Origin of the sequence: Acidithrix ferrooxidans (genome assembly GCF_000949295.1) — a bacterium.
Classification (GTDB): Bacteria; Actinomycetota; Acidimicrobiia; order Acidimicrobiales; family Acidimicrobiaceae; genus Acidithrix; species Acidithrix ferrooxidans.
In genome coordinates, this window is record NZ_JXYS01000036.1 from 1 (window position 1) to 15,081 (window position 15,081).

Annotated in this window: 12 protein-coding genes and 1 tRNA gene; 4 read left to right on the plus strand and 9 right to left on the minus strand. The window is 48.2% G+C overall.

All coding sequences use genetic code 11. The features are described from left to right. On the plus strand, positions 1-978 hold a 978-nt coding region (locus AXFE_RS07630; RefSeq protein ID WP_160291772.1), incomplete at its 5' end, for a (Fe-S)-binding protein. Positions 979-1,632: 654 nt separating this feature from the next. Here the strand turns inward: AXFE_RS07630 and AXFE_RS07635 are convergent. From AXFE_RS07635 to AXFE_RS07645, 4 genes are all read right to left on the minus strand, one after another. Then, positions 1,633-2,295 carry a DUF4232 domain-containing protein gene (locus tag AXFE_RS07635; protein WP_052605303.1) on the minus strand — a complete coding sequence of 221 codons (663 nt, stop codon included), beginning with the start codon at positions 2,293-2,295 and terminating at the stop codon, positions 1,633-1,635. A 399-nt stretch (positions 2,296-2,694) separates the two neighbouring features. Further along, on the minus strand, positions 2,695-2,823 hold the full coding sequence (locus tag AXFE_RS21035) for a hypothetical protein (protein WP_268749149.1): 129 nt from the start codon (positions 2,821-2,823) through the stop codon (positions 2,695-2,697). Between the two features lie 462 nt (positions 2,824-3,285). Continuing rightward, the gene (locus tag AXFE_RS07640) at positions 3,286-4,578 is read right to left on the minus strand and encodes a nucleotide sugar dehydrogenase (protein WP_052605304.1); all 1,293 of its coding nucleotides are present in this window, start codon (positions 4,576-4,578) and stop codon (positions 3,286-3,288) included. A 1,084-nt stretch (positions 4,579-5,662) separates the two neighbouring features. Then, positions 5,663-7,057: a CoA transferase gene (locus AXFE_RS07645; protein WP_052605305.1), complete on the minus strand. Its 1,395-nt coding sequence runs from the start codon at positions 7,055-7,057 to the stop codon at positions 5,663-5,665. A 220-nt stretch (positions 7,058-7,277) separates the two neighbouring features. Here AXFE_RS07645 and AXFE_RS07650 point away from each other — a divergent pair, with 220 nt between their 5' ends. After that, positions 7,278-7,574, plus strand: a complete 297-nt coding sequence (locus AXFE_RS07650; RefSeq protein ID WP_052605306.1) for a hypothetical protein — start codon at positions 7,278-7,280, stop codon at positions 7,572-7,574. 55 nt (positions 7,575-7,629) lie between these two features. Beyond that, positions 7,630-8,607, plus strand: a complete 978-nt coding sequence (locus tag AXFE_RS07655) for an SDR family NAD(P)-dependent oxidoreductase (protein WP_052605307.1) — start codon at positions 7,630-7,632, stop codon at positions 8,605-8,607. Between the two features lie 504 nt (positions 8,608-9,111). Here the strand turns inward: AXFE_RS07655 and AXFE_RS19155 are convergent. The 3 genes from AXFE_RS19155 to AXFE_RS07680 all read right to left on the minus strand — a co-directional run bounded on the left by AXFE_RS19155 (position 9,112) and on the right by AXFE_RS07680 (position 12,643). Then, positions 9,112-9,402, minus strand: coding sequence for a hypothetical protein (locus tag AXFE_RS19155; RefSeq protein ID WP_152625936.1), 291 nt, complete (start codon positions 9,400-9,402; stop codon positions 9,112-9,114). Between the two features lie 732 nt (positions 9,403-10,134). Further along, complete coding sequence (locus tag AXFE_RS07665; protein ID WP_152625937.1) at positions 10,135-11,208, minus strand: EAL domain-containing protein; 1,074 nt, start codon at positions 11,206-11,208, stop codon at positions 10,135-10,137. 1,183 nt (positions 11,209-12,391) lie between these two features. Continuing rightward, the gene (locus AXFE_RS07680; protein ID WP_052605312.1) at positions 12,392-12,643 is read right to left on the minus strand and encodes a hypothetical protein; all 252 of its coding nucleotides are present in this window, start codon (positions 12,641-12,643) and stop codon (positions 12,392-12,394) included. Between the two features lie 590 nt (positions 12,644-13,233). On the opposite strand from AXFE_RS07680, the gene AXFE_RS07685 reads away from it, so the two are divergent. Then, positions 13,234-13,307, plus strand: a tRNA-Gly gene (locus AXFE_RS07685). 409 nt (positions 13,308-13,716) lie between these two features. Here AXFE_RS07685 and AXFE_RS07690 read toward each other — a convergent pair. Then, positions 13,717-14,124: a DUF4143 domain-containing protein gene (locus AXFE_RS07690; protein WP_052605313.1), complete on the minus strand. Its 408-nt coding sequence runs from the start codon at positions 14,122-14,124 to the stop codon at positions 13,717-13,719. Continuing rightward, a complete protein-coding gene (locus AXFE_RS18395) occupies positions 14,121-14,624 on the minus strand; it encodes an AAA family ATPase (RefSeq protein ID WP_082058434.1) in 504 nt (167 codons plus the stop codon). Before AXFE_RS18395 ends, AXFE_RS07690 begins: the two co-directional genes overlap by 4 nt. Positions 14,625-15,081: the final 457 nt, after the last annotated feature.

The window sequence follows — 15,081 nt, forward strand, 5'->3', positions numbered from 1 at the left end:
TGTGGAGCTTGTGTTGAAGCTTGTCCTGTAGATATAGAACACATCGATGCAATTGTAGATATGCGTCGTTACCAAGTTCTAATGGAGAGCGACTTCCCAAGTGAAGCCCAAGGCATGCTCCGTAACATAGAAAACCAAGGAGACCCATGGGGCCTTGGCTCTTCTCATCGAGGAGATTGGGTATCAGAGCTTGACTTTGAAGTCCCAATAATCACCAATGAGATCCCTGAGGATATCGAATACCTCTTTTGGGTTGGCTGTGCTGGAGCACTAGATGAAAGAGCTAGAAAGGTCACCCAATCGATTGCTCGCCTACTTCATAGATCTGGAGTCACCTTTGCAATACTTGCAAAGAAAGAGAGCTGCACCGGTGATCCAGCTCGAAGACTAGGCAACGAATACCTCTATCAAAGCCAAGCAATGACCAACATAGAGACCCTAAATTCAGCCAAAGCCAAAAAGATCATAGCCTCTTGCCCTCACTGCTTTAATTCCTTAGCCAATGAATATCGTGGCCTAGGTGGCAACTACGAAGTCATCCATCACACCCAACTACTCAAAGAGCTAGTAGATGCCAAAGCACTAGTTCCAACCATTACCCAAGATGCCAAAGTAACCTATCACGACCCATGTTACCTAGGTCGCCACAACAACATCTACGAAGAACCAAGAAGTGTCCTTGGATCGCTTCCAGGACTGTCTTCTGTTGAGATGCACAAGCACAAAGAAAAGGGCTTTTGCTGTGGTGCCGGTGGAGCTCGCATGTGGCTAGAAGAAAAGATCGGCAAGAGAGTAAATGTAGAACGCATGGATCAAGCCCTAGAGATGGATCCAGATATGGTATCTACAGCATGCCCCTACTGCATGATCATGCTAGATGACGCAGTAAAGGCCAAGATCGCTGATGGTGGAGCCAAAGAAGGTGTAGAAGTCCTAGATGTAGCCCAGATCCTCGAGAAGTCACTTGAGGCCAACTAATGTTTCGCTCACGGAGCTTTTGAGTCTTTGACGTTAGTATTTTTTGGCGGAAATTGTGCCTTGGATCTTGCTTAGGTGTTCTGGTTTTTTTGGTAGTGGTGTTTTTGCGGGATGCTACTGAAGGTTTGTCAGATAAAGGCATATGTTGGTGAGCTTTAGTCTTAGGAGGCTCCGCGGGTTGATAGATAGTTACCTTAGGTGAGTGTTGGCTAGAGGCTATGGGCGAACAGTCTGCCAATTGCCACCGGGTGATTGGTAAAGGGTTGTTGTCTGGTTTGCAATTGATCAATTTGCCTGAGTGTCAATGGCCATTGAGAACTGTGGTTGTCTCGACCCGGCACTCTTTCAAGGGGAGTTGTAATTAAGTTGATTGAGGATGGGCTATATATCCAAAAGAGACGCCACGAGTGCTCGAGTGGGTTAAACAGCATATGTTTGATGTGGATCAGGGTGTGTCGTATTATCTGAGGTTCAACGGTTGAGTCTCGGTAAATGAGTTTTTATAAAGGAATCTATCCCTGGTGTTGGAACCAGGGATAGATTCCTTGGATTTAAGGTACCTAAAAATAATCGTTTATGCAATGTGCCAAAGTAATTCTTTCAGTGGCGTACATCTAACTGTTCGTAATGGTTCCAGAGGAACTGTTGAGATAGTTAGTATCCTGGGGGAAGCGATGCGATTACCGGTGAGACCGTGACGTCTCCACATTGAAGATTCGCGATGGTCCTACCGCCATAGGGATTGATAATAGCTTTAACGACGTTGAATCCGTAGTCATTTGGTGGTGTGACCTCAATCGAAGCGGATGTGGGGCAGCTTGCGCTACCATATCCGGTGCCGTCGGAGTAACCAAGGAGAAAATAGGCGGTTTGGCCGCTTTGGAGAGTGACTTTAGTTACAGGTTCTGAAATTACAGAGACTGAATTTCCCCGATGTACATAAGTGGGGATGGATCCGCCAGTGCTATTGAGCATCTCTAGACCGGGATATCCCTGCATGTAACATTCGGTTGATGCTGAATTAGTCATCGAGAAAGATATACCGATCGATCCTGCCGCGACAGAGGGGCGACCCTCGGTGATGGTGAGCTGACTTGGTACGCATCGTCCGCCCGCGACTCTTACATCTTTCGGTGCGGTAGTGGTAGTGGTTGGTGGAATTGTTGTCGAGGTAGTGGTTGGTGGAATTGTTGTCGAGGTAGTGGTTGGTGGAATTGTTGTGGTCGGTGCAGTTTGGCCGCTTGAGCCACATGCTCCAAGTAAAAGGCCGAGCGATAGAACCGCCCAACGGGTTCCGATTTGTTTGAATAGCCGCACATTCACCTCTTCTTATTTAGCGTGGGTTATGTTTGCTTAATTTGTCTATGAACCTTATACCTTAGGCGTTCCATCGGTTATTCGTTGTAAGGGGCTGCTAGACGAAGGGTAATAGTGGCAGTTCGTTGCTTGGAGATGTACGTAGCGGCAGAAGTTGATCTCCTGGTGCCGTCGGAAACGGTTTTGTACCAACACCTGCTGGAGCCACTGAAGTACTAGGAGATTGAACCTCCAAAGCCTTATTAGACCTAAAGTTACCGTTAGGGGCTTTTCTTGCGTGACCCATTTGTAATGTAGCCTGATTATTGGTTCGGGGTTGGATTAATAGATTAGATAGTTATTAGGTTTTTTCAATGGTAGCTTCGCAGACGCGGTTTGGGTTAGGTGACGGAGACAAATTCATTCACAGAACTCATAGGGCACCCGAACTGTCAACTTTTCAGCGTTGTCAGCAAGATTCAGATAGACAACCTTTTGTCGCTGCTCTAGAAAGGTATCTATTATTGGCGATGTCTTCGGTAGTTTCACATTTCAACTTCTCAAATCGTACTCCTTTCCTCCGTGGAAGTTTGTTCGTGTTAATGGCCAGCGAGATAGGCTTGATTTTTGCGCGTTTCTCTATTGATTTGACATCTAGCTGGTCCATGTGATTGTTATGGGAGTTTTAATTCCATCGAAGGCATGCGTCAATTAGTAGGTAATTGTTTGGATTTTTGTGTTGCTAGCTTTGTTGGTGACTCATTCTCGTTCGGCTGCTGGTAGCTGAACGAGAATATGTGCTCTAAATAAGCTTTGGTAATTCTAGGAAAGTATGAATCAACTGAGCGCTCGTTGGTTTTTGGATGCATGATTTTAGATCAAACTGCAAGCCTATGAGCTTGGTCCGACCTTGTTTTCGATAGGCTAAACCAAGCTTTCCGAGTGAATAAACAAATTCGGTCCTTCGAGTTCGAGACTTGCTCGGGCCTAGATGAGATCTGGTTGTTTTGACTAGTTGTCCCGTCTTGCTTTGCCAGGACATAAAACCGTAATCTCTGTCAGTAATTGACTCGAAGAGTTGAAGGCTCCAATCACATCAATGAGACAAGGCGGTTCTTTGATTCCTTGAAGAAGTCCGGGAAGAGTAGTTACCGTGCTCTCATTTGCGCAAATGATGACTGCAGACGTGTCGACAAGAGCCGTATTGACGTCGGCGAATCGGGTTAGCCCTTCAAAGCCCGAAGGCAATGCTTCGGCTGAATTATCTAGAATCCGAACGTCGTATCCTAACTCTTTGGCCTGTAGCGCTACCTCTAAACCGAAGCTTCGTCGTAAGGTACTGCTACCAGACTTGTATGCGAGGCCCAGCACGAGTATTGGACCATCTTTGGGACCCTTGGTCTGCACTAAGGCTCTGATTGGCCAGAGTTTCTGTTCGTTATGACTCTCGAGCACCGCTTCAATGACTGGGATCCGGACTTGGTCCTCATGAGCAAGAGTCTCGAGGTAACGTATGTCTCTGGCGAGCGTACCGCCGGCTATTGGACCACCTGGAGTAACATAGGCACGTGGTCCTATTCTCCTGTCCGATTTCAGGGCAGCGGCAACATCCCATGCGTTAGCTCCGTGATGTTCGGCGACACGGGCAATTTCATTTGCGAAGGCCACGGACATTGCCAGAAAACTGTTGAGAGCATGTTTGGATAGCTCAGCCGATTCAACTGACATTGAGACTATCGGTATATCTAATGGAGCTAGGAGCTTTGAAAGTGTGCTTTCGGCCTGCTGCGATGATGTGCCGATGACGATCCGGTCTGCCTCCATAAAGGAAGAGATAGCAGTTCCTAGGCGAAGATTTTCTGGCGAGTAAGCGAAATCAACACGACAATCTGGTCGGAGCTCTGCAAATCGCTTCTCAATGCGGCTAGTACTGCCGAGCGGAAGTTGCGAGGATATGACGAGTAATGCTTCATTTCGAAGGTGTAGGAGAACTCGGTCGATGATTTCAAATACTGCGTTGACGTCAGCTGAGTCGTCATCTCGAACTGGAGTATCAATGGTAATCCATGCTACATCAGCGGTTTTGATAAGGTCGAAGTCGGAACTAAAGGTGAGATTTCCGCTGGCGACTCCTGTGAGCATTAGGTCCGCTAGACCAGTTTCTTCTAGGGGTAAAACGTTTCGAGTTAGGTCGTTGACCCTTGCAAGATCTTCATCTATGGCTAGAACTTGATGGCCGAGACTTGCAAGCGATGCGGAGTATACGCAACCTAAATGCCAAAGGCCAATGACTGCTACCTTCATGACAATGACCCTGCGCCTTGACTATTAGCAGTCCTAGGACAGCTTAGGTGACTTCCGAGGTGAGCTGGCAATGTGGCTATTTTCCTGAGGTTCATTTGATTGCTCATGAAATGCATTCTTTCGTTTTATGTGAACTCTGTTCGTGCTGCTAAGTGTGTTAGTTGCTATTCATACGCCGACGCGTATTATCGCCTATGGCTAGGGCAATTTGGCTAAAAGGACTGGGAGTAAGTCTATCAATCTTCATGACTGTAACTTCTTTTCTTGCTTTGGGCAACTCTTACTTCCCAGAATGATGAGATCTTAACTTGACACTCTTGTCATTTCACAAATGGACCCCCTGAAGCTATGTCAAACTTGGTGACGGCGATAAAACGTTTCGACTTAGGTCGTTGACTAGATTCCATAACTTCGTCCATTCGAACGCTCCTTGGCGCCAGCAAGGTCAATTGGGAGCCTTTAGCAACTGCGACATAGACATTTCATTAATGTCCCCCCCTTTTTTTCTTTGGCAGATAGAAAATCGTAGCCCTATCAAGATGAACTTGTCCAGCTACTAGCTATCTTGATATCAACTAGAGATCCCAGTGGTCGAAGGACATTGGAATGGTAGAACGCTTTGCGTTCTGCCATTCCAAGATTTTTTTCCTAGCAATTTTCCACAGAGTTAGGCAATCTTGGTGATTTAGGTCCTCAGTGGGACCTAAATCCTGTATTAGGACGAAGGGGCCATTGTGGTATTATTATCGCAGTTTATGGTCAGCACACGGGGACTTGGTTCAAGACGGGTCACGGATCAAGCAGGATCTTATATTCGAGTAGCATCAATCAATCTGATTCAGACTAAGGGTGATGACATGTCAATTCTTAGGTGCTCTCAGGTTCGTTAGATGGGATAGATGTTCTGGTGGGTGTTTTAGAGATCTATAGTTGGTAATTGATCGTCACCCAAGGTGCTATTGGAAGAGTCCACGGTTATCCCTATGACCCAAAGCCAGAGGCTTATTCTGATTTAGAAGCTAACTTTCCACAATTAAATCCGAATAAATCCGAAGTTCCAGTTATGCACTATCCGTCTTGGTGCTCACTCATTATCGCCGCTAAGCCATTGTGGAGGATCGGAGCCAAGGCGACGAGCAGGAAGTGCCCACTGAAGTGGGGCTCCTTGCACAACAACTGGAGGCGGCAGTCGTAGTGCGTCGCCCCAAGCAGTTCGCTCAATTGGACCAATAGGATCAGGTGGAATTGGTGAGTCACTTGGATCAGAAGGGACCTGCAATGGCCCCGATTTGATTAGCAAATCGGCCACACGCGCAAGGGAAGTCCGCCATCGGCTACCGGCGCCATCAATCTGGCGCTGCGAGAGACCAGTAATCGCCGCGGCGGCTAACAGATAGCCCGTAGCGTGATCGAGTGCCTGCACTGGTAGGGGTGCCGGTCGACTGCCATCAGTCATAAGGCGACCCGCATCGGCGATTCCCGAACTCATCTGAACGAGACTGTCGAATCCTCGACGTTGCTGCCAAGGGCCGGTCCACCCGTACGCATCGAGGCTAACGTCGATAAGCCCGGGACAAACATTCTCACGTACTTCATCTCCGAGTCCAAGGCGGTCTAGGGCGTCCGCACGGTACCCGTGAACGACGACATCAGCCGAAGCGAGTAGCTCGAGAAAGTGAGTCCTTCCATCTGGCGTGGATAAATTGAGACGAGCGCAGCGCTTACCTAAGGTGACCTCGGGAACAATCGCGGGCTCATCCCAGTCGGGTGGGTCAATCCTCAGCACCTCGGCGCCCCATCCCGCGAGCAATCGGGTGGCGACTGGCCCAGCAAGAACTCGAGTGAGGTCGAGCACGCGCAGTCCATCCAGGGGACGTTCTCTGTTTTCAAACAACCTATTGCGCTGGCTAGCCGTTGATGTGCGCCGTGTCCACATCAGTGGTTCGCTGGCAACCGCTCGACCCTGGGGATGTTCCTGCCAATCCATAATTGGTCGCATGACAGCCGCTGCACCGCCCGCACCTATTACAGCGCTCTCCAACTCTTGAGCCGACCAAGTACCGACGGCGGCAGCGACAGCATCGCGGTCTTCTGGAACCTCTAGAACGGTGAGTGCCGCGGTGCGATGACGAATAGCGTTGGTGTGAAGTCTGATCCAACCATCACAACACTCGTACTCTCCGCCCACTGCGTCCCATGCCGGTAGGAGATTCCAGCCCTGTGGTCGGATCGAACCAGCAAACCAGGCCGAGGCCAAGTTTCTATCGACAACCACGCCTGGCGGTGTGTTTCCATCATTCAGGGCCACGAACGAAGCCAACGACGAGCCAGCCACGGCGATCGAAGCTTGTGCTAAGTCGCTCACGGCAAATACCGAGGGCAATGAACCTCCATCCAACAACGTCACAGGAGAAAACGGCACCGGGGAGCCAAGCGCCGCCTGAAAACTAGCGATGAATTTGAGGGCAGTGTCCGTCATGTCATTACTCCTTCTCGCATCATGCGAACTTGCAAGGACTCCTTGGGTGGATTCAACTAGATAGCACAACAACTGCGATTATTTTCTCATCTGGAATCTTATAACCCAGAGTCTTTCTAGATCTCCAATTGAGGCTTCTTTGGATCATTTTCAAGTCATCGCTTGAGTAGTTTTTCACGTCAGTTGCCTGTTAGCAGATACTTGACGAAATGGCCGGTTGATGTTCTTGATTGGTCTTCTTGGTCGAACCTCTTGGCCAAGGCGAATGTGGATCGACCAAAAATATGGTACCTCTGTCACTAAAGAGAAGTTTTTATGGCTAGCCAACTGCGACCCCAACTCCCAAGTGATGGATTTCATGACTTCCAAAGAAAACCTCTGGATTGCCTTTGGTCGTCGCTTTCTCGAGCGCCGCTGGACCGTGGTCATCTGGGGTGCTACAAAAAGATATAGCACCTCCAGCGTTCAGCAAGAGCTAGGGTCCAAGGGGTGGGCGCAACGATTGGGTGAAATTTAGCCGAATGCGAGAGTAGAATGCGAGGCAAATACGCATTGGAGCCCCCATATTGTCAATGCACGATTCACTTATTACGACTAAATTCGATGGAACTAGTACTGCTTGGGACGTGGTAGAGGGTCTCGATCTCAGCAACCTTCCTACCATCGTCACCGGTGCTTCTTCTGGTATCGGAGTCGAGACCGCTCGCGCACTTGTTGGTGCTGGCGCCGAAGTAACGTTAGCAGTACGCAACATCAGCGCGGGTTCAGCCGTAGCTGACAACATAGTGAGATCGACTGGTAACGACTGCGTAAGGGTAGTTTCGCTGGACCTGGCCGACAGTGCCTCGATAGCTAGTTTTCTCGATCGCTGGAATGGCCCATTGCATCTGCTTATCAACAATGCCGGTATCATCCCAAGTACGCTGCTCCGAACGCCAGAGGGCTGGGAGCTGCAATTTGCTACCAATTATCTTGGTCACTTCGCCTTAAGCTGCGGCTTGCATGATGCCCTAGCCAAGGGCGCTCGTGCTCAGGGTGACGCACGTATTGTCTCGCTGAGCTCTGGTGGTCACATGCGTTCACCGGTTGTATTTGACGATATCCAGTTTGAACGTCGCGACTATGATCCGCAAGTTGCCTACGCTCAGTCTAAAACGGCGGACTCGCTCTTTGTGGTCGAAGCTACACGCCAGTGGAAAGCAGATGGCATTGTAGCTAATGCCGTCAATCCTGGTGGTGTTGCTAGCGGGTTGCAAAGGGATTTCACGCAGAAGCAAAGGGATTATTTGGCAGAAGCGCAAGCAGCGGGTGTCTTTGTCTACAAGACTGCCGAGCAAGGGGCAGCTACCACCCTTGTTGCAGCTGTGAGCCATGAATTTTCTCAAACTGGAGGCCATTACCTTAGTGACTGCAACGAAGCACCGACAGTCCCTAATGACAGCGATTTGTTTGCTAATGGTAACGCCGTAAAGGAGTGGGCGATTGACCCATCAACCGCACGGAGGCTGTGGATGGTGTCGCTTTCTCTTCTCGACCAACCTGTTCAATAGCGTTCATGAATATCCTCGGCGAACTGGCCCTTTAGATTCGATACGCCAGCTTTGGCAAGGAAACAATAAGTTTGGGATATCGCAAAAGAAATGGGGTGTTCTCACTTAGGGTATCGATGTAATGTTACCTGGACAAGCTAGTGATTGAAAAACCTGATATCTGGATACCACGAAAAAGTGCCTTATGAGCAAATGAGGCTGAGGATATCTGACATGAAATTTTATCAGGTGCTTTAATGAGCTAGATAACCAGATCCTTGGGTAGATCCCTAGGTAGATCTCATTCTAGAGCGTCAAGAGAGATAAAGAAGGCAAATGGTGGATGAGATTCATATCGACTTTAGCCCATCTCAATGCTCTTTTCGAAATACAGGGCAATACCAAACGGCCTAAAGCATCAAAACTCACTTACAAAGCCCAAGGTTTTAAGGAGACATTGTTTCCTGGTGAGATTGTTTCCTGGTGAGATTGTGGCTCGAGAAATTGTGCTTCCCATGGAGATAGCTAATCGACTTTGGCTGGACATCGTAGACTTTTGGGTAATGCAAGTGTTGATGGCCATTGAGAGCTATAACCTAGCGCCACCAGCCTGACATGGATCGCCTTAGCCCGGACCTTAGCCTTAGACTTGTCAACGGCTTCCTCAATTATGCCAGCGTACTTATCGGTGGCCTTAGGACGCCTCTCATATTGACCCTGTCGTATCAGTTGCCCGGCATTTCGTGCTTGAACATACTTCTTTAGGGGTATTAGGAGAACAGCCAACGAACTGCGCTGCTCCGTTATACGATCCAAAAAGATCGTAAGCCTCAATAATTTCCATGGATTCTTTGCTATCCTTCACTTTGGGCCCTTTCTTGGCATTAGGAGTGGTATAAATCCATAATGCCCCAAGATAAGGGCCTTCATTCTTCTTTTTTCTCAAAAAGTGATAGCCAGACCGCCTTTGCGTGCCCACTCTCGGGTCCAGGGGACCCGAGAGTGGGCCGTCACGCTAGGCGGTCATCCTGTATGCAATTTTCGTTGCTATATTCATTCATACCAAATGGCCATATTCATGCATTTTGTAATGGCCGTTGACAAACTGAGCGACTAATGCCGTTGTGAATGGTTGACTTTTTCACCCGATGCCAATACGCCTAGTTGATTTTCAGTTGATTTATTGGCCACTGATGTGAATCGGCCAAAAGTTTGTAGTAGCAGAAATCGAGCATATTAATAGTTGCATATTAATAAAGAGACCACCTTCGTATTTGATACGCAAGAGGATTGCTTAGGGACTGCGTCCGCCAGAGGCTAATTCGTAGGTCGTAATTTTAGAGTTGAATAGCTATTTCCTTGCGGGGCCATCTTCTTTAGGGGGCCAACCGTTTCACTTATCCATCCGAACGGTGCGCCACTTGTTTTTTTTGCGAAGGGGAAAACTTTGAAAGAGACCGAGTCCTAGAGTTCAGGGGGATTAAAGTATTTTATTTGCTGACTACCAAGCTTTACCTTTAGATCGAATTAGCTGTTATGGTTTGTGAACTATGAGGGGTTGGGCCACGTGAGATTGGTCGGGGGATTGCGCATAGGTTTGGCAAAGAGAAAGCCTTGTGCGAGAGTGGCACCGTTTTTGGCAACGAAAGCGAACTCTTCCTTTGTCTCAATACCTTCGGCTACGACCTCGATCCCCTGCTCTCTGGCAGCAGTTGCTAAGCCGCGGAAGATCGACTGTTTCAGTGGATTGCGGTCAATATCAATGATAATTTCGCGATCGACCTTGATGATGTCGGGCGAGAGGTCAATTAATGTATTGAGACCTGCATATCCACTACCTACGTCATCTAGTGCCACTTTGAAGCCGTTGTGACGGTAGTAGTCGAAGATACGACCAAGGTGGTCCATGTCTTCGATGCGTTCGGTCTCGGTTACCTCAAAGACGATTCGACTGGGGTCAAAGTTTGCCTCATCAGCTATCTCTAGGGTGGTGCGCAGACACTGACGCGGATCATAGATTGCATTGGGAAGAAAGTTGATGAAGATGCGACCTGGAAGTTCCAGTTCTGCGGCTGTGCGAATGGCGGTTTCTCGAGCAAGGCGATCCAGGAAAAACACGGCATCGTTGGCTCGCGCGTATTCAAAGAGCACCGTGGGTGAGATGATTTCTCCTGTCTCGTTTCGTCCTCGAGATAGTGCCTCAAAGCCATGTAATTGTTGACTTGCTATCTCCACCACGGGCTGAAAGTGAGTCTCAATTCTTTTGTTCTCGAGACATTTGCGCACTTCTGGATGTCCCATAGAGCGTCGGTATTTATCGAGACTCTGGACACCTCGCATGACATCAAAGGTGACTTCTTCACCAGAACGAAGGGTGAGGAGTTGAATCTCGCGTTGCTGAAAGTCTGAGAGGTTCGCCTGACATGCGAGAAACTGTAGCGCTGTAACTGAATCTGCACCACTGTGTTTTAGTGAGAGGCCGTTAACTTCAAAATCAAAGCCGCCACGGCGCATTGACTCTTCTAAGAGTATTAGTAACTCCATCGATGGGACCGAGAGTAAGACTCGATCAAATTCTTGTTGTTCTGGCACGCAGAAGGTACCGCATTCTCTACATGGCACGCTATTTAATCCATTTCTACGATGGAGCCGGTCGAGCTTCAACTATTTTTTTATCGACCAGATCCCAAAGTTAGTTAAGTATCCTTGCTGAATCTTGCTCTTTTGCTCGGTTGTCTTGCTATTAATGCGAATGCTCACCTTGGCCAAACCTCCTAGCCAGGACTCTGCTGAGTCTGAGTTTTAGCAGCTTTTATTTTTTTGACAATAGGATTGGAAACTAATTGTCTTCGAACTCATCGACAAGGGATCGCTTGGTGTTTTTGGTAGGGAAAGAGGTTGGAGCCTTCAAGCTGTGGAATTATTTGGGTATTGATCAGAAAATTTACCCGGTTGGAGCTGTGGGTTGGAGCGAGGTTGGTTGTGTTATTTCAAGTGAATTTATGTCACCTCTAATTTGGAGATTAATTTGGAAAACGCAGGCTGCAGGGAACTGATGGAAGGTAGGAGTGAGCAAGATTAAGACTTTCAAGCGACCATTGGGTGCAATTTTGAACCATTGATGATGTCGGCGACAGATTTTGTGGGAGCCGACACGGCTTATGCAATACCATTTAGGTGGCAGGGTCGCAGTCGTCGTGAATGAAATTAGATCGACCTAAGTCGACGTGGCGATCCGTTATGGGGGCTAGTAACTCGGTATAGCTGATCTCATAACTCCAAGGATGTGGCACCTTTTGATTTTTGGCAGCGCGATAGAGATTGTGGAGCTCGTGGACAGAAAAAGTTTTTATTGAATTGGAAACCACCAAGATCTTCAAATTCCCATTGTGCCTATTTGGCGAGAATGTTTTTGCTTTTGGGCCTTCACTCTATTATTTCGAGTTATCCCTGCTCATCCCAAGGTGTCGGATCGATAGCTGGTTGAGGTTCTTTCGCAAGCAGACAGCGTCCTTTGATTGAGGCTCATCCCTGTGTCTTTATCTCGAGCAACTTAATTGTGTAAGGCACGGGTTCCGGTGATTCTTGGAGCTTGTCTTGCAATGCCAGCACATGGACTAGGTCATTTGTGGGGATATGGTTAGTGTGTGCTTTGTCAATATGTCCCAGACACTGTCAATCTCCTTTGAAAAACGCCCCCATCACCAGTGCTCCTAGAGTTCTTTAGGCCGTCATGGCTATCTGCGCAAAAGAGGGTTGGGATAGTTAATTCAAAAATAGCCATTGAGCGTGACCCCCAATGATTTTACGCTATCTCTGTTTCTATGACCGTCATTAGACCGCCATCTACGAAGATAGATGCCCCGCTCTCGATTTGATTCACCTGGGCCTGATTCACCTGGGCCTGATTCACCTGGGCCTGATTCACCTGGGCCTGATTCACCTGGGCCTGATTCACCTGGGCCTGATTCACCTGGGCCTGATTCACCTGGGCCTGATTCACCTGGGCCGACAAGGTCTCATGAAGCTCAATATGAACTTGGGAGCGCTGGATCACAAGTAGTGAACCTTGGTTTATCTATAGAGAGATTGGTCACCGTCAATTTGGAAGTTTGCCTATCAGTTACGGTCAAATAGGGATAATCATGGCCAAATGAGGCCACTGGATTACTCGCCATTGGACCGATAGCGAACTTGGCAGGCAACATCAAAGTTGATTCGTTGCTTTTTGGAGTTGTACCTTGGGTAAATTTTCACTTAGTTGCTTTAGCTGGGTAGTTTTTTGACAGGGGATGTTAGCTGGGTTGAGCGTACTTTTGATGACAAGGTACGTTCCAATGGAAGATCACAATGCAGTTCCTTTCAGTTGTGTAGCTCGAATTGTCGCGCTCGAATCAGGGACGGCATGCTTGTTGGTATTTCATTTGCGACAGCAGGGGACTCTACCCGGTGGAAAAGGCAATAGATGATTGCGCGGTAGTGGTCGTTTCTTTGATAGCTATTGAACTTGAAATCGCACCGACTTTGATTTGTAAGATACCCCTGATACCCGCTGATACCCATATAGTGCCATTACACCGTCGATACAAGCCAATCTTGTAAAACTGGCTTCAAAACTTCTTTCAAACGGCTAGATTAGGGCTATACGCGGGTGTAGTTCAGCGGTAGAACATCAGCTTCCCAAGCTGAGAACGCGAGTTCGATTCTCGTCGCCCGCTCCAGATGTATTAGCTCTTCAGCGGCTGTTTTTAATGCCGAGTTATTTCGTGTAGCTCCCGAAAGTCATGCTCAGACCATGTTTCGACCACATTGCGTAAATTTTTGCGGCTCTTGCGTTTCTACCGGGGTGGAGTACTCGATTTCATATGCGGTAAGACTCTTTATCAGCCCCAAGTGATCTTCTTTGTCTGATAGGTGTCTATAGTTGCGCCATGGATAAGACCATATGAAACTATTTAGTCAACCCAGATACGCCAAGACAACGGGCATCACTGACACGATGACCATCTTGTTGTTTGTTGTCTTTGGTAAATGAAGGCGGTTATTGATGGCTTAGTTATTTCACCACGATTGAATCAAGTACCCGCCAGTTGGGCTTTCCGCTATAGAGCAGTGCTCTTATGCGGTAATTCAGGTCTCAAGCAAGCCGCCGGCTAGATTCGGATTGGCATCTAAAGAGGCACCCTTAGATGAAACATTCATAAGTCGCGCAGCCAAGCCTGCATCGAGAAGTGAAACCTTTGGACGAGATACAACGCGCTTTGAAAGGTTGGTTGTCCACGCCGGTATGTTCTGCGTCAGATATAAGGTCTGTAGCAACTCTAGATAAGGAGTCAGGGTACGTTGAGGAATGGTAGTGTCGCGAGCCAAGTCGGCAACGTTCAACTCTCCGCTACTTCTTGCAGTCAACATTCTCGGGATCACTGGCAGCTCCGTGATACGTTGAAGGTTCGAGATATCCTCAGCCTCCCTGCGAAGTATGGCATTAGCATAGTTATAAAACCAAAGGTCACGACGCCTTCCCGGAGCACGATTCAAGACCTCGGGATGTCCCCCGCAACAGCTAGTTCGAGATAGTCACTTCGGCTCAGATCACTTGTATGGTTTATGAATCTTTCACCGGACAAAGCCCGATCGATGAACTTCTCCCTATGCCCTATGAGCTCACCCTGACTTAGGCCGAACAACTCGATAATCTCAGCCCAACCAGCAAGACTATCTTCAATAGTGGGTAATTTGAGGAGATTGGCCGATCCAGTCAAAAGAAACCTACCCAGACGATTATCGCCATCGACTACGAACTTTAGCGCTAAAACTAATTCAGGGACACGTTGTACTTCATCAATAGCCAAAAGACGACCTGGGTCGGAGTTGAGGAACCCGACTGGATCCTCACGGGCGCCGTTCGCCGCAACTGGATCGTCAAATGAAACTAACCGTCCGTCCTTAGAATCGACAATCTCTCTAATGAGTATCGTCTCCCCACCTTCCTGGCGCCCTGTATAACAACAACTCTGGTATCGCCAAGGGCCTCTAATACCCGACTCTTGGCATTTCTAGCGATTCGCACCATGTTTTGATTTTAGAAAATACTCGCCGATTTGCTGTACTTACTTCGTCAACTTACCGTCGTCGGTCGTCTCGAACATCGAGGTTGGGGGCTTTACCGACTAGCAGCCGTTCCCATCCCAGAACGGGGTGAATACCAAAAAGCCGTTTCGGGGTCTAACGGATTAGAAGTTATTTCTGGGGAATCTGCGCTTGACCTTTGGAACCTAGGGCACGTTAAATCTATAACGTAGGAGTAATAGCGCTCTCCTAACACTCATGTGGTTCACCAAGACTCCATAACTGGCAAGTAACCCCTACGTGATTATTAGATTTACGTCTTGAAAGACGATGTGAACCTTCTCACGATACGCGACGCGACGCTCCCTATTCCGAAGGAGAATGCAGAGCTTTCAATTGCATTCAAAAGAGGTAAAGTCTCGTGGG

Coding starts and splice junctions, on each gene's coding strand:
- AXFE_RS07640 (WP_052605304.1), bottom strand. CDS start 4,578: ATGAAGGTAGCAGTCATTGGCCTTTGGCATTTAGGTTGCGTATACTCC.
- AXFE_RS07645 (WP_052605305.1), bottom strand. CDS start 7,057: ATGACGGACACTGCCCTCAAATTCATCGCTAGTTTTCAGGCGGCGCTT.
- AXFE_RS07650 (WP_052605306.1), top strand. CDS start 7,278: ATGTTCTTGATTGGTCTTCTTGGTCGAACCTCTTGGCCAAGGCGAATG.
- AXFE_RS07655 (WP_052605307.1), top strand. CDS start 7,630: ATGCACGATTCACTTATTACGACTAAATTCGATGGAACTAGTACTGCT.